Here is a 22,744-nt window from a genome sequence, read left to right on the forward strand (position 1 = left end):
ATCCCATCCGCCCATATATAAACGTACTTTTTTGCGGATAAATCACTTTTGAGCCAATTTTGATATTCTGTTGTCCATGAATCTTTCAATCTAAAGATATTTGTGGGTGATAGTCCTTTAGCATTTTCTCCCAAAATTGCCTCCAGAGCTTTCGGAAAATCCAGGGTGGATATTCCTTTAAGATACAAAGCAGAAATAACCGCATCTATACTTTGTGTCCTTCTCAAATAAGGTGGCAAAATCGCACTTGTGAACTTGCCATCGTCTCTATGTCTTATTCTAGGCTGACGAATTGCAATTGGGCCAAGACCGGTTTGAATGTTTTTTTCTGGTAAGTAACCATTTCTTACTGCAGGAGATTGATGGGTAGATTCATTCGATTGTTTGTAAAGTTCCAGATATTCTTGTACTTCAAATTCAATAGCTTGCTGTAACAATTTTTGAGCCCCTTTACGAAGAATTTCTTCGAGAGGATTATTTTGTTCATTTGTTGATGGCATTTTTTCTGAAGAAAAGCGAAAATCTTCCACGAGCGCACTCCCATTTAGTTTTTGTGGTAAAAAACATTTTAAGGATGCGCTCTCTTTTTTTCATCTCATACACAACTTTTGATCATATCTCAGGGGATTTGGAACCAATGAATAATATTGGAAAAATGAGACTTAGACATAAGGTGATTTAGAGAAAAGTATAAGTGTCGTGATTCGCCATGACTTTTAAAACCGGGGGGGGGAAAGCTTCTTCAAATATTTCTCCGGATGTTTTAAGAAATTCATTTTGGAGGTTTCTCATCATCTGTATTTCGAGCTAAAGTGGTTATGACCGACGCATAAGAGAGTCCCTAACCATAGGCAAATACGTTTAGCAGGGAAGTGTTGTTTTACCCAGCTCGTTCTAAGAGTTTATAAGAATACGTGTCGAGGTATTGATCGATGTATTCAGAAGGAAATAACCGCTCAAAAGCAGATTCTACAAGGCGCCGTACATATTCGAGATCGGGATTTTCTTCTTGTGTGACATGTTTAGGGTTGCCGACGTAAGCCCATACGATTAACGACTCAGGAGCTTGCAGATTTTTAAAAGCTTGCGTTGCGCATCTTTGCACTTTCACTGCGACTCTTGCATATGCTTCAGGAGCATCTTCACCAATATCTAACTCAGCTAATTGAGCATCAGAAAGGCAATACACTGCTCCGTAAACTTTAGCCCCTTCTTTTGGAGCAATATTACCCGCCGTTCCACTTTCACCAAATGGAGTTGTGTCGAGAGAATAGCTAAATTCATAATCATTTAGCTCGTATGCTCCTAGATCAATCGGGGCTTGCCCTTCCAATTCACCATCTTTGTGCCATTCATCTACCCAGCTCCCATTTTTTAGTCGCTCTTTAAGAAAGTCATAACTAACGTTAGACCCATAAGCAAAATAAAGATGCGGCAAATCGGGAGGCAATTGCACGGTATTTCCTTGAGTATGCAATAAAAAACAGCCGAAAGTTGTGATTAAATAAATGATGATTTTCATATTAGGTTAAAGCAGGGCTTTTAACTTTTAATTTTAAGGGGCGAGAAGTAAGCGGGAAAAGAAATAGGGCAATCATGTAAGTGACTCCCGCGACTAACGCGATCGAGGCGCCAGCTGGCCAGTCAAGATGAAATGCTGCACCTGTCCCAACGAGGCAAAATAGAATGCTTAATAGCACGGCAATTGACATCATATGGGAGAGTCGTGAAGTGAGCAGATTGGCAATGGAGGCTGGGACTGTAAGCATGGTTAAAACTAAAATAACGCCTACAACTTCGATGAGCAAAACAATGGAAATCGCGGTTAAAATCAGAAGAAGAATATAAAGAAAATTAACAGGGAGTCCTTGCAACTGGGCCTGTTCTTCGTCAAAACAAATCACAAGAAAGCGGGTGTGAAAGAAAAGAACAGCCACTAAAACGACAAGGTCTAATCCAAATAGAATATAAAGGTCTGTGTTGGAAACCCAAAGGATGTTACCAATCAAAAAGTTCGTTAATTCAACATTAAATCCTGGCGTTTGGGAAATAAAAAGAATCCCCACGGCCATTCCAATCGCCCATATGGCGGCGATGACGGAATCTTCTCTTTGCCGATAGTGTAAATGGATCCAGCCTATTATTAAGGCTGAAAGGACTGCAGCAACCAAAGCCCCCATCAAAGGGGATGCCCATGTGATTCCTTGTGAGCGTTGCAACCAAAGGCAAAAACCAATTCCGCTTAAAACAGAATGGGAGATACTACCACTGATAAATACAATTCGTTTGACAACAACATATGAGCCGATGATGCCGCTTACAATAGAAGCTGCTAAACCTGCAAGTAGGGCAGATAAGAGCAAAGAATTAGTCATGAGAGCATCAAAAAAAGACATATCTTATTTTAAGTTAATCAAGGGTGTATGATAGAGGCCAATACCAAAATGTTCACAAACTTCCGCTGGTTTGAGAGAAAGAACAGAACCTTGCACACATAAAACACGTTGAACCTGGCTGATCGCAACTTTAAGATTGTGAGTCACCATTAAGATCATCATGGAGCCTTTCAGCTCACTCAATAAATTAAAGATATCCGACTCGGCGTGTACGTCAACGCTAGCGGTTGGTTCATCCAGAAATAAAATTTGGGGGTGTGAGACAAGCGCGCGTGCAATTAAAACTCTTTGGGCTTGTCCTCCCGATAATTTTCCATAAGCCTGCTTATAAAGAGATGTCGAAATACCTACACGTTCAAGCGCCTCAATCGCTAATTTTTTATCTTCTTGTGTATAGCGACCATGCCAAGGCAGGTAAGCTAGACGCCCCGACAAGACAACTTCAAAAACGGAGATCGGGAATTGAGGGTCAAAGCGGACTGTTTGGGGAACATAAGCGAGATGATGCGATTTGTTGCCCGGAGGTGTCCCGAAAATTTCAATATTTCCTGAAGAAGGCTTTAAAAAGCCCATGAGCAGCTTTAAAAGAGTTGTTTTGCCGCCACCATTGGGGCCTATAACCCCAATAAATTCGTTTGCATTAATTTCAAAAGAGCAATTATTGAGTATGCCAACACTCTGGTAATAAAAGGAAAGGTTTGTCACTTTAATTGCAGGGGGCATATAACTTTGAAATCCTTTAAACGAATTTTTAATTATCATTAATTTTCAGCAAAATGGCGCGCAATGAGTTCTACATTGCAGAGGTAATCTTCTGCATAGGGATCTAAGATTACAACGCGGGCATTTACTTCATTCGCAATCAATTGCGCGACTTTATTAGGGTATTGCACTTGAGAGAAAACCGTTTTAATATTTTCTTTGCGTGCTCTAGCGATCACTTTGGTCAGCTGTTGCGGGCTAGGGTCTTTCCCTTCAAATTCGATAGGAAGTTGAATCAGTTGGTAGTCTCGAGCAAAATATGCATAAGCAGGGTGCGCGACCATGATCACCGAATTTTTAGAATCTTTTAGAATTTCACGTACCTTAACGTCCAAGGCATCTAGTTCTTCTAAAAATTGCAAAAGATTCTGTTTATAAAATTCTGTGTTTGCAGGGTACTTTTCAATGAGAGCACTTGCGATTGTTTTGGCTTGCTGTTGCGCTTCCTTGGGGCTTAACCAAAAGTGTAAATCTTCACCTGACGCATGGCAGCAACCGTGATGGTGTTCACAATGGGAGGTCGCAGAGATCATTTCCACACCTTGTCGCATATCAACGAGTAAAAGAGAAGGCTTATGTGTTAAAAGCGCATTTTTGGCACGAGATTCAAAAGCTTCCCCGATAAAAAACCAAATATCAGCCGTGCTTGCAGACATCACTTGTCTCGGAGTCGGTTCGTAGGTATGTGCATCCGCACCAGCTGGAATCATGAGCTGTACATCAACGGTATCTCCAGCAATCTTTTCAGCAAAAAACTTATGCGGGGCAATTGTAACAAGGACCGTCGGCTTTGCCTGTAATGGTGTACCGGAAAAGATTAAAGAGAAAAAGGCAAGAATGGAAATAAATGCGATTTGCATGCGCCGCTCAATGTTAATTTATTTAGCTAAAATTCTTTGAACACAAAAGATAATAAGATTAATTCTATTTTTTGACAAGGTCATTTTGTGTGCACTCATTTCATTTTAACCAAGTTAAGAGGAAGAGGATCAGAGTCTTTATTTAAAGTCGTTGATGGATTAATATGATTTTTTCCCGCAGTTTTTCTTTTGTGGTGAAACCAAATTTCATAACAAAATTATTAAAAAATAAGGTCGATGATCATGGTCACTAAAACTTTAGAGATCCACAGCGAAAATATTCTTCCCATTATCAAAAGATGGCTCTATTCAGATAAAGATATCTTTATTCGCGAACTTGTTTCGAATGCATGCGACGCAATTCATAAAGTCAAAATTTTGCAGGATAAAGGGGAATTGTCAGCCAGTTCCGATGATCCTTTTAGGATTGAAATTCACATTGATAAAGAAAACAAAACACTGACTTTTAGCGATAATGGAATTGGAATGGATGCTGAGGAAGTGCAAAAATACATTGCACAAATCGCCTTTTCCAGTGCTGAAGAATTCATGGAAAAATACAAGTCTCATAATGAAACCGATCAATTTATTGGGCATTTCGGCTTAGGATTCTATTCTGCGTACATGGTCGCTAGCAAAGTCGAAATCAATACCCTTTCATACAAAGAAGGTGCTGAGCCTGTGCGTTGGATTTGCGATGGTTCTGCTCAATATGAGCTGGAAGTGGGGACACGAACGAAGCGTGGAACTGAAGTGATTTTGTATGTGGATAAAGACAGTGAAGAATTTTTAGATCCTGCACGCATACGTCAAATCCTGAATCATTATTGCTCATTCCTTCCTTATCCTGTCTATTTGGAAGATTCCCATATTAACCATGAAGAGCCCCTTTGGATTAAATCTCCTTCAGAATGCACTTCAGAAGATTATCTCCGTTTTTATCGTCATCTTTACCCCATGGATCCAGATCCGCTATTCTGGGTGCATTTAAATGTGGATTATCCTTTCCATTTAAAAGGAATTCTCTATTTCCCTAAGCTTAATCGCGATTTTGATATCAGCAAAAACACCGTGAAGCTATTTTGCAACCGCGTTTTTGTATCAGATAATTGTAAAGATGTGATCCCAAATTACCTCATGGCTTTAAGAGGCGTCATTGATAGTCCGGATATTCCATTGAACGTATCACGAAGCTATTTGCAAATGGACCGAACAGTTAGACAGTTGGGCAATCACATTTCCAAAAAAGTGGCAGATAGCTTAGCCACCTTGTATCGTACTGAAAGAGAACGCTTTTTAGAGTGCTGGTCCGATGTAGGTCAAGTTGTCAAGCTTGGAATATTGGAAGACGAAAAATTTTATGATAAAGCCAAAAGCTTCCTTGTATGGAAGAATGTCAATGGGGAGTGGATCACTGTTGAGGAATATCTTGAACGTAATGAAAGCAAGATTAAAGACAAGGTGTTCTATACGATAGATGGTGAACATCTTTCCCACTTTGCAGAAGTTTATCACAAACAAGGGATTGAAATTTTAGTTGCCAATAGTCCTTTTGATCCTTATCTCATTCAATTTTTAGAAAGAAAGCTGACTCCCGTTGTCTTCAAGCGAGTCGATTCGGATATCGACGAAAGTATCCTTGATAAAGAAAAAGAGAAGACACTTTTAGATGCGGAAGGCAGAACAGAAGCTGGAAAAATCGCGGACTTCGTACGTTCCAAGCTGGAGAATGAAAATGTGGAAGTTGAAGCGAAAAGTTTAGCAGCGGAATCAGTACCTGGTGTGGTTGTAATCGATGAACAACAACGGCGAATGCGCGATTATATGCGCAGCTTGGATCCAAAAGATGCCTCTCGTGTAAAAGGTCTTATGGATAAGCGCAAGCTTGTGATCAACACAAACAGTCCGTTTGTCTCACTTGTGCAAAAATTGGATCAAATCCAACCTGAATTGACAGGGGATTTAGTCAAGCAGATCTATGAAATGGCGTTGCTATCGCAAAAAGAAATGGATCCCGCTGAACTGAAAGAATTTTTGGAAAGAAATGCTCGGCTTCTTGAAAAGCTGACAGAAAAATTAATCGATGCCAAACAACAGTAAATCAATAAGGCCTCCATTTTTGGAGGCCTTAAATTAATCTTATGCACATGCGTTCTTCTATTCTCTCTTTTTTTATTTTCTTTTTATCCGTTTTCATTCATTTGGAAGGTGTCAATCCCATTTGTGTTTATTTGACATGGAGTGGAGATCCTCTGACCACTATGACAATTCAATGGATCACTAACTTAGAAGAAATAAAAGATGAACTTCACTTTTGCCAAAAGGATGATCAAACGAAGTGGCAATCCAAGGCAGGTTCGCATGCTAAAATGCCGCTGCACTTCCCTTATTTGATTCATCGCACTGAGCTAACGCAATTGAGTCCTGATACCATTTATTGTTTTAAGTTTAGTGAGGAAGGAAAGACTTACCAGTTTAAAACAATGCCTGCAGATCTGGAAAAGCCGATTCACTTTGTGGCAGGGGGAGATGTTTATCACGATGGCATTGAGTATGTGATTGAGACCAATCGACAAGCAGCAGCTCTTAATCCTTGTTTTGCACTGATTGGTGGTGATATCGCTTATTCGAATACGACACGTAATATGCGTTGGATTGAATGGTTATCAGCATGGGAAAAAACCATGGTGACACAAGATGGGTGTTTGATCCCCATTGTGCCAGGCATCGGAAATCATGATGTTGACGGTGGATTCAATCAAAATCCTGTCGACGCTCCTTTTTACTACGCCTTATTCGGCCTTCCTGGGTATCACGCTATCGATTTTGGAAAATATTTAAGTTTAGTCATCATGGATTCAGGCCATACACATCCCATTGAGGGGGTTCAAACGCATTGGTTGGCTAAAACGTTGCATGAAAGAGAGGCGATTCCTCATAAATTTGCTCTCTATCATGTCCCCGCTTATCCATGTGTTCGTCATTACAAATATAAGTATAGTGTGCTCGTGCGGACGAACTGGGGCACGTTATTTGAACAGTTTGGACTAAACGCTGCTTTTGAAAACCATGACCATGCCTATAAACGGACTTTCCCTTTGAAGAATCGGCAAGTTGTTCCCACCGGAGTTTTATATCTAGGAGATGGAGCCTGGGGTGTCAAAAAGCCGAGAGCACCAAAAAAGCCTAAAAAAGCCTGGTATTTGGCTTTCACTGCGCAAAAGAGACATTTTATCCATGTGATCTTATCAAAGGATAAAAGGGAATATCAAGCAATTGACCATCGAGGCATTGTTTTTGATTCCGTTTCTCAACCTGTTTTACAAGAACAGAAAATTTAATCACGTCTCTCTATGAGGAGATTTAAATTTATCTCCACTTATTTTGTCGTTAATCTCGGTTGAATAAAAATATAGTTTATTTCATTAAGTGCTGACCCAGTGATTAAATTTCCTTCTTTTTCCTCCAAAAGTTGCAATTCTAACATTAGAGACATGCACGCGATGCTTTGCATTGGTGATGGGCAAATCTTTTATTTGGTCATAAAAATGCATCGCGGAATACGATTTTTAGATCATATAGTTGGCTAAAAAACTTCACAACTTTTTGTGCATCAAGATCTAGGTGAAATCTTTTTCCGAACCTTCTTCGAAAGGTAAATTTTGATAAATTTGGAGGACCTGCTCTTCTGAATTTTGCGACAGCAGAGTGGCTTGTTCTTTAGAAATTATCAATTGGAATAATGGGGATCGTTTTTTACGATCACTTAAGTCTTTAATTATCTATTGAGAGTGCTTACTTTGGCATAAAATACTCTCATTAATGTATTAATTAGTCTAATTACATTATGTTTTTTATATGACGTTGCAATGTGAAATATCTGCAATAAATGTTAGTAAGTGCGTTGTTTTCTATTCAAGGGTCCATTAAATCGTCTCTATTTGTATGTATTGAAGTGTTTTCATACAAAAAAGATGCTGCTTTTTATTCCAACAGCACTTAGTTGGTTCTGAGCATTTTATAATAATATGGAAGAAATTTCCTCATTATATTGTTTATTTTTAAAGTGATTATTACTTTCTGAAAAGTTTTTTTTCTATTCATTGTCTGCTGAGAATAAGGACTATAAGAGGAGAGGGATTTATTTTGCTAAAAACAGATCAAAATTTATTTTATTTTTGTTAAGGTGAGGCTAATCCCTTCTAAGGATTTTAAGGGTTTTTCATGGATTTCCAAAATGCGTTAAGCCATGTTTTTTAAAAATATAAATAAAAAGTGATCAAACGATTGGGGGACTTGTGAAAACAATCTACTTCTGTTTTTTCTGGATGATCATTTTGGGCGGATTGTTCTGTTCAGGACATGCGGATGAAGCAACAGGAACTTTAGTGGTGACCTATCAGACAGGAGTCAAGGGAGAACGTTTAGACCGTGTGCGCTTCTGGCTAAGACAAAATGACAAAAACCAGCAACTTCATCCTGCCAATCATGCTTGTGTAGAGGATTTGGGTAAACTTTCCAGGACTGTTGTCGTGGAGAATTTAGTTCCGGGAGATTATACCCTGGATTTTGTCATTCCTAATAAAGACTCTTTTTTTTCTCAACCAGAGAAAAAACACATCAAAATTCTGCCTAATCAGGTTACAAAGGTAAACCAAAACCTACAACCTCGTTATGCGTCCATTATCATTCATACAGTTGCGGGGGAGCAAGCACAATTTCCTAGACCCCCCAAAATTAGCTTACACGCATCCTGTGGAAAAACGGTCAGTTATTCCTCTGAAGGTCTTTTAAATGCAGATGCTTTAAATCCGGGTTGCTATACTATCGTATTTGAAGAATTGGATGGATATGCATGCCCAAAGCCTTTAGAAGTCGTTTTGAAGCCTGAAGAAAAATTAGGACCTTTGACAGGTCTGTATCTTCCGAATTCATTGGTTCGAGAAGTAAGTTCAGAAAAAGAGGATGTAGGGACGCTTCTTTTGTTCTATAACATTCATGTTTCGAGTGAACATCTTGAGCATTTAAAATTTCGTCTAAAAGCGAGCAATGGACACCTTCTTTCACAGGAAAATTTGGCCAAAGCTGCTCAATATCAATTAAAATCAGGACTTCTAGCTGTTTTGAGAGAACTACCAGCTGGTCGTTATGAAGTGGAATTCTATTTGGATGAGCAAGATATTTCCCCTAAAATTTTATCTAGAAAAAATTTTGAGATAAAAAAAGGAGAAATGAACTCTGTTCAAATGGCCTTCCCATCAGAAGAAGTTGTTGCTTTTAAAGAAGCTCTTTTGATGCATAGAGAAATGGAGAGAAGAGATAAGGAGCTCGCTTTTTCTAACAATCCAAAAGCCATGCAGCCCGCATTTTTAACCGTAAAGTGTAATTTATCTGATACATCTTGGGCTCTTTACCGACGCTCTATGCTTATCTATACAGGGACGGGATCGGTGGATCGTTTAAAAGTGCCACCTGGAGGACCCTATGTAATTAAACCTGAAAAGAAAGATGACTTCGACATCCATATGACGCCGAAAGGACCTTTTTTCCTTGAAGCTTCTAAGTTTTTGCAGGTAGACATTTTTTATGAAAAACAGGCGCTAATTGAAAACGTCGCTGAAAATTTACCCACCATTACAACCCCGGCCTTCCTTTCACTTGATACGGAAGATTACTCAAAAAAGGACCATCTTCCTCCCTTGCTTTTGGCAAAAGTGACAGGGGGAAAAGTGATTGTTGGGGATCCTTCTAAAAGCATAAAGGAAAATGAACAATCTTCTCGTATCTTAACTCTTAATCCTTTTGAAATCGGGATTTATGAAGTCTCGAATACTGAATATGTCAAATGGCTAAATTATGCCTTAGAAAATCGTCAAATTATTTATTCCGCTCAAGCTGAACATGTTGGAATTGTGCGAGATTTAAATGGGCATGTTTTATGCAAGACAAGAGAAGCAGATCCCCATAGTCAAATTTTTACACTTGAGCCTAGTGCGGGGAAAACGGTTTTCATGTTTATCGCGGATAAAGGAAGTCATCCAGTCATCAATGTTTCTTGGTATGGTGCCAATGCATTTTGTAAAGACTATGACTTGAGATTACCGACCGAAGCCGAATGGGAAAAAGCTGCAGGAATGCACATCCAAGAAGAAAAAGAACCCTTGCAAAAGTTTCTTTTTGGATTTAGTCAAAATGAGATTGATCCCTCATGGGCCAATTATAAAAGTAATGACGTACCCCTTAAAAAAGAGAGGTCTTGACGACCGAAGTAGGATTTTTTAATGGGCGCAACAAGGTCAATGTAGGAGGTAGAGAGATCATCACGCATGATGCCAAAAGTCCTATTGGTGCTTACGATATGAGTGGGAATGTGTGGGAATGGGTGTCAGAAAGCTATACATCAGGATCAACGGGGGCAGAGAAAATTGTAAAGGGAGGGTGTTATGATAGTTTGGCTGATGGGGTAAGAGTGGCAGAAAGGTTAGCCTTAGATCCTGAGCATACAGATTCATATACAGGCTTTAGAGTCGCAAAAACAACACTTCCGCTAGAGCTTCTCAAGTCAAAAAAAGAGACAGCCAAAGATGTCAACACAAACGTATTTCCCAATCCATCGAAATAGGGGGCCCTCATGCAATTGGAAGAGATATTGCGAGAGTATGGCAGACGAAAAGGAATCGGTAAATTAGAACTTGATGACGAAGGCATTTGCCGCTTGATGATTAACAAAACAAGTACGATTAGTTTTGAAAAATCTCTTTTTGACAATGGCTTTTTTATTTACACATCCGTCGGTATTCTACCTGTAGATAAGGAAAAAGAGTTGTCTCTCGCAGCTTTAATTGGAAATTTATTTGGGAAAGAAACAGGTCAAGCTCATTTAGGCTATGAACCTAATAGTCGCTCTTTAGTTCTTTTTACTTTTATTTCTTATGAAGGTTTGACCTATTCCAAGTTTAATTCGGATTTTGAAGAATTTATTTACTATATGTTATACTGGATTAGTAAGTTTGAAGAATTAAAAAGTGAAAGTGGAGAGTCGACAAAAAAAGGACTTTATCATCCCATAGACGAAAAGAACAAAAATATTTTTTATGCTTAATTGTTGGAGAATGTCATGAAAGAAAACCATATTTTAGAACAGATTCAGATTGATTTATCTTCAGAAAGATATGACTGTTCTTTAGTTATGGCCTCTGAAGAAATTCCCTTTGATCAGCTTTTAGTTTTTTTAGGGAATGATGCGAAGGAAAGGGAAAAAATTCTTCAAATTACAACTTTCAAACAAACGATGGCGCAGGAATCCAAAAAGAAGGAAGAATCCTATCATTTAGTGAAGTTTGTGGTTAATTTACCCTTTTCTGTGGAACCTTCTGCAGCTTCTCAGACAGCCAGTACATTGCTTTTTATCAATCGATTTCTCGAGCTTCCTGGATTTGAATTAGGAGAGCTTGAAGACCAGGTTTTCTATCGTTATGTGTTATTTACGAAGGGAAATAAAGTCGATCCATTGCTTTTGTTTAGTCTTATTGGAAATGTGATGATGATTATTGATCTCTTCAATGGAGTGATTGAAAGTGTCGCAAGTGGAGAGAAAACGTTTAATGATCTATTGGAAGAAATGTTATCCCTAACAAAGTGATAAAATATGGTCAAACAACCCGGTTTTCCAATTGGTCCTGAGCCCTCATTTTCTGAAATTGGTCAAGCTCCCATTAACGCGGATGGAATCGTTGTTGAACGCGCTCCTTCTTCGTCATCACCCACAATTTCGATGCATAAAAGAGGACGTGTTTCTCTTGAATCTACGGAATCCCTTTCTATCGAATCTATATCTGAAGAAAGTGATAGCGTTGATGAACTAGTAGAAAGCGTCGATAGAATTAAATTGCTGAATCACATTGGTTCAGTTTTAAGCAATGTCCCCCCTCCCACCTTTTCTGAATGGATCAAGACTAATCGCGAAGCCATCATTCAAGACATCCTATTTAATCAAGGGCATTCTTTTGCTGGTTCCAGAGATGCAACAGTTGATCATTTAACGAATGAACACCGCATTCTTAAAGAATTATCGCTGGCTGGATTGCTTGTCAATGAAGAAAAAAAATTAAGCTCGGAAGAGATTTTTTCACGTTTAATTCACGTTCTTCCAGAAACTTCTGAGAAAAATTTCCTTTTTTATAAGCATATTTTAAATGATGAGATTTCATCACACGTACGCGAATTGCAAAAAGAATACGAAGCAACGGGAGAACCCCATCTCAAAGATCAAATTGATACCCTCAATCATTGGTTAAAAAAGCAGCATTTAGACTTAAAGTCATCCCGTATGACAAAAGTTGAAAAAAATATTGAAATCACTGGAGCGGCCCTCAAAATCCCTTTACTATTCGCTGTGAAAGCTCTAGATTTCTTGCGTTATGCTGATGCAGCTTTTAGTTTTGTGACTTTAGGCACCACAAATGTTTTTAAATTAGGGTTTTCGATTTTTGATTTTGTTAAGGCTGTACGTCACAAGAAAATTCATAAAAAATGGTCTGAAGAATTTCACCCAGCACCCAGGGTCGTCGATAAAACAACGGCAGCCAATTTAACAAAAGCCGGGGAGGATATAGATACATTATTGCAAAGGCGGAGGAAAGAAGAAGATCGAAAATTGGAAATCAGACGACCTGAAATTGAAGCTCTTATAAAAAAAATCGATGCGGTGAGTACTCTTGAAGAGGCTCAAGTGTTGTTGAATGAAAAAGGTATTCGATTAGAGGATGTCCAGGGTGTTCTCACCCTCAATGCTCTTCAAGGGGAATTGCAAAAGCCTGGAGTAAAAGAACAGCTTTTACGTATCCATGCAAAGCATCAGGATGCTATGCAAGTGAGCACAAGAAATGCCATCCTCACTTCTGAAGCTATGAAGAGCCTTAGCTTAAAAAAGAAATTCGGTTTCAATGTGAAATTGAATTTTGCCAATTTATTTCTTACAGTCGTTACCGTGACCACCATCATTGTTCTAAATATTTTGATTATCGCAGCTGTTATCACAATGCCCCAGTTTGCATTGGCCGTTCTTGGCGTCGGTTTTTTTGTAGCAGCCGTCATTTTAGGAGGCGTGGGTCTTTTTTATTTTTACCGGAAAAGTCCGCATCGTTTTAAGGAGATGATCAAAGGGGTTAATCTGCGTTTAGGGATGTATGCCATTCCTTCAGCTTATCGAAACTTTTTCTTAAAAAGAAAGCAACAAAAACAGGTTAATGAACTGGCTTCTTCCTTTAGATTACGAGTCCAAATTCAACAGATAGAAAGCATTCTGAAGCAATTACCCCTTAATCCACAAAAGCTCCCAAAAGAGTTGCATGTCGTCGCTATTTCTTCTACTCCGTCTGCAATAACAGCCGAAGAGGCTATCCGATATAAAAAACAGCTAGAAAAACTCGAAAAGTTGTATCAAAAAAAACTACATTCATACGAATTGAGAAGAGAAAAAAGAGCTGAAAAAATTAATCGGTTAGAACGAAAGGTTGAATTTTGGAATTCAAAAAAAGAACCTCTCCTAGAAAAACTAAAACGTGCTGGAGTCGCTGACTATTTACACGGTATTAATCTTTCCTTGGATAGAAATGGAGCGCCCATCGAGCTTTCAAAAACGATTGTTGAAGGAATGTTTACAAATCCAGAATTATTGGATCGAGAAACAGTTGATATTTTAGATCGTCATTTTGGCATTGATGTGAAAAAACTTCAAGCCGATGGCGATCCAGAAATTAAAAAGACCGTACAAAAGCAGTTAGATGATTTTTTTGCGATTAACGAAAAAAAATTCATCAAGTTTATTCGCAAAAAAATGCAAGAAATTAAAGATGAAGATCAAACAACACCCGTTCATCCGTGAGGTTTTTTTATGGAACCTGTTGATTCTGGAAGAATGCCTAAAATTCCACATGCTCCATTAGAGAGTGAAGGAATTCGTGTTGAAAAAGTACCCTCAACAACATCCGACATCAGAGTGAAATCTGTAAAAGAATCGGCCAAATATCAAAAGTTGTCGGGGGATTTTTCAGAAGATATTGAAGATACAACTTTGAGAGAAAGCCTGACAGAGCTTTCAGAGTTTGGAAGCGAATTAAGTGGCTCTTTGGAGACTGCTGAATTGATCAGCGAAGCCGAGACTCCTTCCGTCCAAGAATGGGCGGAACGCAATGCTCCTTATTGGGTAGATCTTATTTTAGCCAAGGATGAAGCTGCAGAGAAATTTAATCAATTTTTTACGAGTACTTTAAACCCTTTCAGTACGCCTACAGAATATATGAGTGTTTTTGTTGGGGTGCCTCTCGGACATGTCGCAAAGATTCGTGATTACAATGGAATTGGAAAGGAATTATCAACAGATATCGGCTATCTTCGTTTAGCTTACTCCCTTCCGGCTCATATAGGAGCGGCTGGTATACTGATCTATCGGATTGCCATTTATCGGGAAATTGCTAAGCAAGTCGCGAAAATGAAGGTTGAATATAAAGCCAATCCAGATCCAGCTTTAAAGGCCAAAATCCGTGAAGTCAAAAAGTGGTTAACGTTACGCAAGTCTGTTTTAAAAGCACAATCGATTGGGACATCTTTAAAACTTGTAGGGTTTGTTCCTCAATTCACAAAAGTGGGTTTACGCATAGCGACAGAGACAGGGCATGGATTGGGACCGATCATGTCTGGCTGGGTTGGTCTTGGAATGGGAGGCATTGGGGGGACGTTGCTTATTCTTGGAAAAACGATGCAGCTTTCAAAAAATATCAAAGATGAAAAAATGCATCGCAAATGGATAGACATACATCGTGAAACGGAGCGAGTGATAGATCGGGTGAATTCTGAAGATATCAAAAAGTCTGAGGAAATGATTTCAGCGCTGTTAAGCAAGCGGAAAGAAACGGACGAGTTGCGTCGGAAGCAACTGAACAAAATAATAGAAAATTTGAAATCACAGTCTTTTGAGGACTGCCTTAAAGCCCTAAAAAATGTGGGAATGCGAATTCCATTAGAGATTCACACAAAAGAGCAACTCCTTGAAGTATTTAAAAACTATGCAGAGAGAGATAATCTAATTGAAGAAACGATTCGGCATCAGGATACGATTTCACAATTGACTCGCAATGGATTGAAAGCCCAAAGTTTGAAAAAGCAAAAGTTAGAGCACCGTTTCTCAAAGTTTAAGCTTGGTTCATCCACAGTTTCTCTTCTTCTTGCGGTTATTTCCACCGCAATAATGACAACATTGGCTGTTTTAGCCCTCGTGGGCGTTTTCTCTTTTCCTCCATTAGGATTGGCTTTGCTCGGATTGGGATTTTCATTAGCCACAATAGCCGTTATTGTCACAGGAGGTCTTTATTTTTATTCCCAGAAACCTGCTTTAACCAAGGAATGGCTGAAAGGGGTGAATTATCGCTTGGCACTATATGGAATACCTGCCACATACCAAGCTTTTAAGCTACAATTAAAAAAAATTAAGCAGCTAAGGAAAGCCTATGCGGTTCATGACTTGAATGTGAAAATAAATGAGCTAGAGGGAATTTTAAAATTTCCTAATCAGGAAGTTTCGTTCAGCCATTTGCCAAAATCTTTGCAACCCTTAGTCAAAAAGTATCAAAAAGGTGGCCTCCTATCCTTAGATGAAAGGGAGCACTTGAAAGAGCAGTTGAAAAAGGAAAGCGAAAAATATCAAAAAAAATTAGCGCAAAACGAAGAAACTAAACAGAAAATAGATGCACAAATTTTGGCTGCTGAAAAGAAACTGAAATACTGGAAAGGCAAGCAAGCCCCTCTCGAAAAACGGTTAATTCAAGCAGGACTAAGAGATTATTTAAAAGCTTCTCGTCTAGATATAGACACAAAAGGGGAACCGATTCCTTTTTCTCAAATTCTTGTGGAGGGGATCTTGCACGAACCCTCGCAGCTAGATGCAGAAATGGAGGGGATCTTAGTTCACAAAATGGGAATTGATTTCAGTAAGATCAAAAAAATTGAGGATAAAGAAGGGGCTAAAGAAGCCCTGATTCCTCTGATCGATGCCTATTTTGCGCAGGGGCAGGGAAAAATTATTTCCTATATCAAAAAACAATTGAAAGAACAAACGCATGCACGAGCAAGGTAATCATGTTCTCACTCAAAAACAAAATTGCATTTATTACTGGCGCTAGTCGTGGGATTGGGAAAGAGATTGCCCTAAAGCTGGCAGCAGCTGGAGCTAAAGTGGCCATTGCGGCGAAAACCGCGACACCTCATCCCAAATTGCCTGGGACCATTTTCCAGGCGGCTGAGGAAATTATTCAGGCAGGTGGGGAGGCCTTGCCATTAGTCATGGATATTCGAGATGAAGAACAAATCCAAAGTGCTGTCCAGAAGACGATTGACACTTTTGGTGGCATCGACATTTTGATTAATAATGCGAGTGCTATTCAACTAACCCGAACTTTGGACACTCCGTTAAAGCGTTATGATTTGATGCACCAAATTAATGTAAGGGGAACCTTTGCTTGTTCACAAGCTTGTTTACCTTACCTTAAAAAAGCCTCAAATCCCCATATTTTAAACCTCTCGCCGCCATTGAATATGAATCCTAAATGGTTTAAGGACTATTTAGCTTATACTATGTCAAAATATGGGATGAGCTTGTGCGTATTAGGGATGGCCGCGGAATTTGCCGAAGACGGAATTGCGGTCAATGCTTTATGGCCCAAAACAGTCATTGCCACGGCTGCGCTTATGGCGATTTTAAAAGACCCACAAGTGATTGAAAGTACGACTAAGCATTGTCGCTTACCTTCTATCGTTGCAGATGCAGCGTATGAAATTTTGTTGAAAGACAGTCGGGAATGCACCGGCCATTTTTTTATTGATGAGGATATATTGCGCGATAAGGGGGTAACGGACTTTAGTCATTATGCCGTTTCTCCTGGTAATCCCTTAAAAGAAGATTTCTTTTTAGATTAAATATAAATATAAATCGTCAAAGAGTGCGCACAAAATTCGAGGATTTCATCTTGTGCTCTTTACAAATTCTTCATCTCTTTTACGTCCATACATAAAGGTGATAAATATCGCGCTAACAGTAGGAATTACACCTACGACAATAAATATCATATCAGCCCCTAACCGGACCCATTCCAAAGTATGGAAAAAACCGGACATTATAAAATTTAGATGGCGAGCATGCCAGTAACCATTTACTATTGAGTCCCAAAGCTGGAGAACGCCTGATGGGAAAAGATCGAGTATGACCATCAGGCCCATGCCAATGTTAAGGCCCCAAAAACCAATTTTAATGAGGTTTTTGGTCATTTCCCAAATTTTTTCTGTTTGCATGGAGCGCATACAGAACATAGTGACCGCCAATGCTAGCATGCCAAATACTCCGAACATGGCAGCATGGCCATGATTTTGAGTTAAATTAGTTCCGACCTCAAAATACGAGATAATTGGCAGGTTAATTAAAAAACCAAACACTCCTGCGCCTATAAAGTTCCATATTCCCACGGAAATCAGATAATAAATAGTCCATTTTTGTTGCGCTGCTAAGAAACGTCCGCATTCTTCGCAACGCAAGTTTGAAACGCGAATAAAATCCCAGGCGTCGAGAGTCAACAAAGTTAATGGGACCACTTCCATTGCAGAAAAACATGCAGACAAGGCCATGTTGACACTAGTTTGCCCAGTGAAGTACCAATGGTGGCCCGTACCAACTACGCCAGCACCTAGATAAAGAATGATATCTAAATAGATGACTCGTTTCGCAGTAATCAACTTAGTCACACCCATTTGCACGAAAATAGTTGCTGTCAATACAGTGGCAAATACTTCAAAAAATCCTTCCACCCATAAATGAATGATCCAGAATCTCCAGGTGTCTATAACAGTAAAGTTCGTTTGATGATGATAAAATACAGCGGGGACATAGAAGATTGGGATCGCTGCTGCGGCTAGAAAGAAAAGAATACTGAATTCTTTTAACTTTGGATTTGAAAAGGCTGGTCGTAGAGCTCTGAAAAGAAGCCATAGCCAAAAGAAAAAGCCAGCGATCAATAGGTATTGCCAAGCACGTCCTAAATCCAAGTATTCTGATCCTTGATTTCCAATCCAAAACCACATCTCACCTGGTAATAAGCCCTGAGCACTCAAGAACTCTCCTGTCAGGCTTCCAAGCACCACCAGTACAAGCGCCCAAAGCAATAATTGGATACCAAATTTCTGATTTCTAGGTTCTGCACCACTTAGCATTGGAGCAATAAAAAGACCTCCTCCTACCCAAGCTGTCGCAATCCAAAATATCGCAAGCTGAAGATGCCAGGTCCTACCTAAATTATAAGCTACCCAATCTACAATAGACAGGCCATAAAAACTCGATTCTACGCGATAATGCGCAATTAAACCTCCAAACAAAGTTTGAAGCAAAAATAGCACTGCAACGACAACAAAATAAGGCATTGTAGCTAATTGTCCAGCACTTAAAGGTGAAGTCTCCAAATGGGTCTCATGAACATGGCGAGGCTTTCGCTTAGGGTCCCATCCAAGGAAGTCGAATTTTCCAAAAAGAAATAGCATCAGCCCGATAGCTCCTAGCATAAATATCAAGCTCATTGCGCTCCAAAAATAAGCATCGGAACAAGGAAAATTACCTATCAAGGGATCATAGGGAAAATTATTGGTATATGAACAATTTTCATTGGGACGATTGGTCACTGCAACCCAACTGGCCCATGAAAAAAATGTTGTCAAGTTTCTAAGGTCATCAGAATTTTGAATGAAGTTCTTTGGTAAACCTGGAGCCATGCCTTGAGTGAAGTAGCCCTTCCAATAGATTAGAGCTTTATCGAAAGCCTCAATTTCTTCTGGAGTATAAACTAAAACATTTTTGTTAAAGTCAAAACGATTTTGTTTCAGAATAAATGATACATTTTCTTTGATGCCAAATTGTTGTTCTTGAGAAAGTTCTGCAAAGGATTTGCCCATTTTTTGTTGGGCTATATAATCCATGATTATTAAGGCTTCCTGGTGAAGATATTCCGCGGTATAATCAGGCCCTAAATAAGCGCCATGTCCCCAAAGAGTTCCATGCTCCATCAAGTTATATCTCAGAAAAGCTGACTGGCCTTGCTGGATATTCTCTTTGGTAAATATGACATTGTTCTTATTGTCGATCACTTTGTCTGGAATGGGAGGCGCATTTTCGTAAGCCAGGCTGGTTACAAATCCCAAGATAGCAAATCCAATGATCATCACAATGATGACCGTGTACCGCCACCATATGGACAAATTATCACTTTCATTAAATTGCGATTGCACTAAACCTCTCAGCATACTTTAAAAATTAAGTGTCAAAATGAAGTATCCTTAATCACAAGACTCGACAATTATGGAGCGCTCATTGCTGCGACAATACTATTTTTTAGGAAAGAAAGCAATGGTTCACTGGATTTCCACATGGCAAGTATATCTATTCTAGATCCACAGCCTGTAGTTTCGTATGCGGCGCTAATCGTGAATTATGATAAGTTCTTTGTTTTCATTCTCTAATGCACCTACCAGCACCAGAACGCAAGGTTTGACCTTCTTCTAAACGAATGCTAAAATAAATCCTCTATGCCCATATATAAACATGCTTTTTTGCGAAAAATTACTTTTGAGCCTGTTGTCTATGAATCTTTCAATCTAACGATATTTGTGGGTGATACTCCTTTAGCATTTTCTCCCAAAATTGCCTCTAGAGCTTTCGGGAAATCTAGGGGGTGGATATTCCTTTTAAGATACAAGTCGCGAAGATTCTGAGCCGTTATCTCATTTGCGCGCTTTTTGTCGTAGTCAAGCAAAAAGGGGCATTTCAAGCCAAAGACGGCAAGTCCTGACATTAGATGATCTGCAATCGAAATATTTGGTGGGACTGTGAATGTTTTCGGATCGCGGATCTTTGAAAATATTTTATGGATACTACGGAGCATTCCCGGCATGCTCAGCATCTTTCTAAAAGTAGCCATCGTAAACCTTAGAGTTAAAAAACTGTCTGAAGTTTACGAAATCAATTTTTAAGTCCCTAGAGAAAATTGCTCAGCGGGAATTGCTGCTTATGGGTTTATCCTGTCAAAAAATTAATTCTTCTAAACTTGACATGTTATTTTTTTCTGGCGGGAATTACTGACCTATCCAGATATGTAAAAGACTCAAATTAGTCAGAATTTCAATTTAAATTTAGCATGAAAAGGGAATGGTCAAAGTTGTCTTTTTATGCTTATTCTATTTTTTCCCATAAAACATACGCTTCACCATCATATGCACTAATGAACATCATCTTAGTTTTTTTACAGATGGCTTGGATATCTTCTAACGAGAGAATATTGCTGTCATTTTTGAAACAATCAGCTTCTGTTAAAACGCCTACAGAATGCCAAAAAGAAAATGATTTCCCCACACACTTTAAAATAAACTCGTGATTTTTATTAAGTTCCCTGATTACATACATAACTTCGTTTTCATACAGATATACACTTTTTTTTTCGTAGAAAGCTTTTAAATTAGACTCATCAGGGCTTCTTGTAACCTCATCAAAAATACAGGAAAGTTTATTACTGAGACTGAGTTTGTGAAAAATAAAATCACTTAACTCTTCCTTTATTGTGGGCACTCTTTGATGACGCGATTTTTTTCCATTAGTTTCGGAAACAATTATAGGATTTTGAGGAAGAATAATGCCGTTTTCAAATTCATAAAGTCTTTCAAGATTGGAATCTACCGTTAATAAGGTAAAAAAAACACCAGACTTAAAATCAACTAAATTAAGTAGCTCAGAAGATAACGCGTTCACCTCATTTAAATTATCTTTAACGAATTCCATTGTGCGTTCAAAATCTAATTCGTGTCTATGCAATGTTTTCATTTTTTTGGCTACCATGTTCCATCAAGGAATAATCTTTCTTCGTATTCAGTTTTATCATCTCTATAATCCCAATGAGGAGCTTTTGGTGGAGGATGGTTAAAATTTGGATACTTAGCTGATCTTTACAAAACTCTTTCGCTTTCTTAATCTGACCCGATCCAGATATGTAACAGACTCAAATTAGTCAGAATTTCTATTTAAATTGGTATAAAAAAGGAGCCGCCAAAGTCATTTTTATTCTTGCTCCATTTTTTCCCATAAAACATAGCCTTCACCATCATATGCACTAATGAGCATCATCTTTGTTTTTTTACAGATGGCTTGGATATCTTCCAACGAGAGAATATTGCTGTCATTTTTGAAACAATCAGCCTCTGTTAAAACACCAACAGAGTGCCAAAAAGAAAATGAACTCCACATGCAATCTGATATAAACTTGTGGGTTTTATTATGTTCTCTGATTACATACAGAACTTCTTTTTCATGCAAATAGATACTTTTTTTTTCGTAAAATTTGTTTAAATAAGAATCATCATAATCCATTGTAACCTCATCAAACACACAAGAAAGTTTTTCATTGGAAATAAGCTTATGAAAAACAAAATCACTTAACTCTTCCTTTATTGTAGATACTTCTTGATGTCGCGATTTTTTCCCATCAATTTCGGTGACAATTATGGGATTTTGAGGGAGGATAACGCCGCTTTTAAATTCATAAAGTCTTTCTAAGTCGGAACCTAATGTTAATAAAGTAAAAAAAACACCCGACTTAAAATTGACTAAATTAAGAAGCTCGGAAGATAGCGCGTTCACTTCATTTAAATTATCTTTAACAAATTCCATTGTGCGTTCGAAATCTAATTCATGTCTATATAATGTTTTCATTTTTTAGGCTCGAGATATGATCAAAAGTTGTGTTGAGGTGAAAAAAAGAGAGTGCATCCTTAAAATGTTTTTTACCACAAAAACTAAATGGGAGTGCGCTCATGGAAGATTTTCGCTTTTCTTCAGAAAAAATGCCATCAACAAATGAACAAAATAATCCTCCCGAAGAAATTCTTCGTAAAGGGGCTCAAAAATTGTTACAGCAAGCTATTGAATTTGAAGTACAAGAATATCTGGAACTTTACAAACAATCGAAAGAATTTACCCATCAATCTCCTGCAGTAAGAAATGGTTACTTACCAGAAAAAAACATTCAAACCGTCTTGGCCCAATTGCAATTCGCCAGCCTAGAATAAGACATAGAGACGATGGTAAGTTCACAAGTGCGATTTTGCCACCTTATTTGAGAAGGACACAAAGTATAGATGCGGTTATCCCTGCTTTGTGTCTTAAAGGAATATCTACCCTAGATTTCCCGAAAGCTCTGGAGGCAATTTTGGGAGAAAATTCTAAAGGACTATCACCCACAAATATCGTTAGATTGAAAGATTCATGGACAACAGAATATCAAAATTGGCTCAAAAGTGATTTATCCGCAAAAAAGTATGTTTATATATGGGCGGATGGGATTTATTTTAATATTCGTTTAGAAGAAGATCGACCCTGTGTTCTGGTTCTGATAGGTGCTTTAGAGGATGGAAATAAAGAACTTATCATGATCCATGATGGGCACCGAGAAAGCAAGCTGTCTTGGAAAGAAGTTTTGCAAAATTTAAAACATCGAGGTCTCAAAGAAGGACCAAAGCTTGCGATTGGAGATGGAGCGCTTGGCTTTTGGGCGGCTTTAAATGAAGAGTTTCCAGCAACAAAGCAGCAAAGGTGTTGGGTGCATAAAACGGCTAATATTTTAGATAAAATGCCAAAAAGTGTTCAAA

At 38.6% G+C, this 22,744-nt stretch carries 17 protein-coding genes and 2 pseudogenes; 10 read left to right on the forward strand and 9 right to left on the reverse strand.

Annotated features, from left to right (window positions below):
- The 5 genes from AOM43_RS09395 to AOM43_RS09415 all read right to left on the reverse strand — a co-directional run.
- On the reverse strand, positions 1–530 hold a 530-nt coding region (locus AOM43_RS09395), incomplete at its 3' end, for a transposase (protein ID WP_193374867.1).
- A gap of 350 nt (positions 531–880) precedes the next feature.
- Positions 881–1,456 carry a gamma-glutamylcyclotransferase family protein gene (locus tag AOM43_RS09400; RefSeq protein ID WP_161792768.1) on the reverse strand — a complete coding sequence of 192 codons (576 nt, stop codon included), beginning with the start codon at positions 1,454–1,456 and terminating at the stop codon, positions 881–883.
- A 67-nt stretch (positions 1,457–1,523) separates the two neighbouring features.
- Positions 1,524–2,375, reverse strand: a complete 852-nt coding sequence (locus tag AOM43_RS09405; RefSeq protein WP_226987473.1) for a metal ABC transporter permease — start codon at positions 2,373–2,375, stop codon at positions 1,524–1,526.
- Positions 2,376–2,399: 24 nt separating this feature from the next.
- Positions 2,400–3,119, reverse strand: a complete 720-nt coding sequence (locus AOM43_RS09410) for a metal ABC transporter ATP-binding protein (protein ID WP_006340991.1) — start codon at positions 3,117–3,119, stop codon at positions 2,400–2,402.
- Between the two features lie 38 nt (positions 3,120–3,157).
- The gene (locus tag AOM43_RS09415; RefSeq protein ID WP_006340992.1) at positions 3,158–4,018 is read right to left on the reverse strand and encodes a metal ABC transporter solute-binding protein, Zn/Mn family; all 861 of its coding nucleotides are present in this window, start codon (positions 4,016–4,018) and stop codon (positions 3,158–3,160) included.
- A 243-nt stretch (positions 4,019–4,261) separates the two neighbouring features.
- Here AOM43_RS09415 and htpG point away from each other — a divergent pair, with 243 nt between their 5' ends.
- The 9 genes from htpG to AOM43_RS09455 all read left to right on the forward strand — a co-directional run bounded on the left by htpG (position 4,262) and on the right by AOM43_RS09455 (position 16,990).
- Positions 4,262–6,118 (forward strand): molecular chaperone HtpG, encoded by a 1,857-nt coding sequence (gene htpG, locus AOM43_RS09420; protein WP_013925607.1) that lies wholly within the window; start codon positions 4,262–4,264, stop codon positions 6,116–6,118.
- 47 nt (positions 6,119–6,165) lie between these two features.
- Positions 6,166–7,359, forward strand: coding sequence for a purple acid phosphatase family protein (locus AOM43_RS09425; RefSeq protein WP_226987474.1), 1,194 nt, complete (start codon positions 6,166–6,168; stop codon positions 7,357–7,359).
- Between the two features lie 957 nt (positions 7,360–8,316).
- Complete coding sequence (locus AOM43_RS09430) at positions 8,317–10,278, forward strand: formylglycine-generating enzyme family protein (protein ID WP_226987475.1); 1,962 nt, start codon at positions 8,317–8,319, stop codon at positions 10,276–10,278.
- Entirely contained in the window at positions 10,275–10,640 is a 366-nt protein-coding gene (locus AOM43_RS13790; RefSeq protein ID WP_226987476.1) for a formylglycine-generating enzyme family protein, read from the forward strand. The genes AOM43_RS09430 and AOM43_RS13790 overlap by 4 nt, the downstream gene beginning before the upstream one ends.
- A 9-nt stretch (positions 10,641–10,649) precedes the next feature.
- A complete protein-coding gene (locus AOM43_RS09435) occupies positions 10,650–11,120 on the forward strand; it encodes a type III secretion system chaperone (protein WP_006340997.1) in 471 nt (156 codons plus the stop codon).
- Positions 11,121–11,135: 15 nt separating this feature from the next.
- Positions 11,136–11,660, forward strand: coding sequence for a type III secretion system chaperone family protein (locus AOM43_RS09440; protein WP_006340998.1), 525 nt, complete (start codon positions 11,136–11,138; stop codon positions 11,658–11,660).
- Positions 11,661–11,666: 6 nt separating this feature from the next.
- Positions 11,667–13,904 carry a hypothetical protein gene (locus AOM43_RS09445; protein ID WP_006340999.1) on the forward strand — a complete coding sequence of 746 codons (2,238 nt, stop codon included), beginning with the start codon at positions 11,667–11,669 and terminating at the stop codon, positions 13,902–13,904.
- 9 nt (positions 13,905–13,913) lie between these two features.
- Positions 13,914–16,151 carry a hypothetical protein gene (locus tag AOM43_RS09450; RefSeq protein WP_059359995.1) on the forward strand — a complete coding sequence of 746 codons (2,238 nt, stop codon included), beginning with the start codon at positions 13,914–13,916 and terminating at the stop codon, positions 16,149–16,151.
- A 2-nt stretch (positions 16,152–16,153) separates the two neighbouring features.
- Positions 16,154–16,990 (forward strand): SDR family oxidoreductase, encoded by an 837-nt coding sequence (locus tag AOM43_RS09455; protein WP_006341001.1) that lies wholly within the window; start codon positions 16,154–16,156, stop codon positions 16,988–16,990.
- A 45-nt stretch (positions 16,991–17,035) separates the two neighbouring features.
- On the opposite strand, the gene AOM43_RS09460 is transcribed toward AOM43_RS09455, so the two are convergent.
- From AOM43_RS09460 to AOM43_RS13090, 4 genes and pseudogenes are all read right to left on the reverse strand, one after another.
- Entirely contained in the window at positions 17,036–19,354 is a 2,319-nt protein-coding gene (locus AOM43_RS09460) for a nitric-oxide reductase large subunit (RefSeq protein WP_059359996.1), read from the reverse strand.
- A gap of 177 nt (positions 19,355–19,531) precedes the next feature.
- Positions 19,532–19,806: pseudogene (locus tag AOM43_RS13330) on the reverse strand (IS256 family transposase); the annotation flags it as partial.
- A 473-nt stretch (positions 19,807–20,279) separates the two neighbouring features.
- Positions 20,280–20,939: a hypothetical protein gene (locus AOM43_RS13085; protein WP_226987478.1), complete on the reverse strand. Its 660-nt coding sequence runs from the start codon at positions 20,937–20,939 to the stop codon at positions 20,280–20,282.
- 219 nt (positions 20,940–21,158) lie between these two features.
- Complete coding sequence (locus AOM43_RS13090) at positions 21,159–21,809, reverse strand: hypothetical protein (RefSeq protein ID WP_079978261.1); 651 nt, start codon at positions 21,807–21,809, stop codon at positions 21,159–21,161.
- Positions 21,810–21,910: 101 nt separating this feature from the next.
- Between AOM43_RS13090 and AOM43_RS09480 the strand changes: the two are divergent.
- Positions 21,911–22,744: pseudogene (locus AOM43_RS09480) on the forward strand (IS256 family transposase); the annotation flags it as partial.

Origin of the sequence: Parachlamydia acanthamoebae, from assembly GCF_000875975.1 — a bacterium.
Lineage (GTDB): Bacteria > Chlamydiota > Chlamydiia > Chlamydiales > Parachlamydiaceae > Parachlamydia > Parachlamydia acanthamoebae.

Excerpts from the sequence above, each read along its gene's own strand:
- AOM43_RS09405 (WP_226987473.1), bottom strand. The coding sequence starts at position 2,375 with ATGACTAATTCTTTGCTCTTATCTGCCCTACTTGCAGGTTTAGCAGCT.
- AOM43_RS09410 (WP_006340991.1), bottom strand. The coding sequence starts at position 3,119 with ATGCCCCCTGCAATTAAAGTGACAAACCTTTCCTTTTATTACCAGAGT.
- AOM43_RS09415 (WP_006340992.1), bottom strand. The coding sequence starts at position 4,018 with ATGCAAATCGCATTTATTTCCATTCTTGCCTTTTTCTCTTTAATCTTT.
- htpG (WP_013925607.1), top strand. The coding sequence starts at position 4,262 with ATGGTCACTAAAACTTTAGAGATCCACAGCGAAAATATTCTTCCCATT.
- AOM43_RS09425 (WP_226987474.1), top strand. The coding sequence starts at position 6,166 with ATGCGTTCTTCTATTCTCTCTTTTTTTATTTTCTTTTTATCCGTTTTC.
- AOM43_RS09435 (WP_006340997.1), top strand. The coding sequence starts at position 10,650 with ATGCAATTGGAAGAGATATTGCGAGAGTATGGCAGACGAAAAGGAATC.
- AOM43_RS09440 (WP_006340998.1), top strand. The coding sequence starts at position 11,136 with ATGAAAGAAAACCATATTTTAGAACAGATTCAGATTGATTTATCTTCA.
- AOM43_RS09445 (WP_006340999.1), top strand. The coding sequence starts at position 11,667 with ATGGTCAAACAACCCGGTTTTCCAATTGGTCCTGAGCCCTCATTTTCT.
- AOM43_RS09450 (WP_059359995.1), top strand. The coding sequence starts at position 13,914 with ATGGAACCTGTTGATTCTGGAAGAATGCCTAAAATTCCACATGCTCCA.
- AOM43_RS09455 (WP_006341001.1), top strand. The coding sequence starts at position 16,154 with ATGTTCTCACTCAAAAACAAAATTGCATTTATTACTGGCGCTAGTCGT.
- AOM43_RS09460 (WP_059359996.1), bottom strand. The coding sequence starts at position 19,354 with ATGCTGAGAGGTTTAGTGCAATCGCAATTTAATGAAAGTGATAATTTG.
- AOM43_RS13085 (WP_226987478.1), bottom strand. The coding sequence starts at position 20,939 with ATGGTAGCCAAAAAAATGAAAACATTGCATAGACACGAATTAGATTTT.
- AOM43_RS13090 (WP_079978261.1), bottom strand. The coding sequence starts at position 21,809 with ATGAAAACATTATATAGACATGAATTAGATTTCGAACGCACAATGGAA.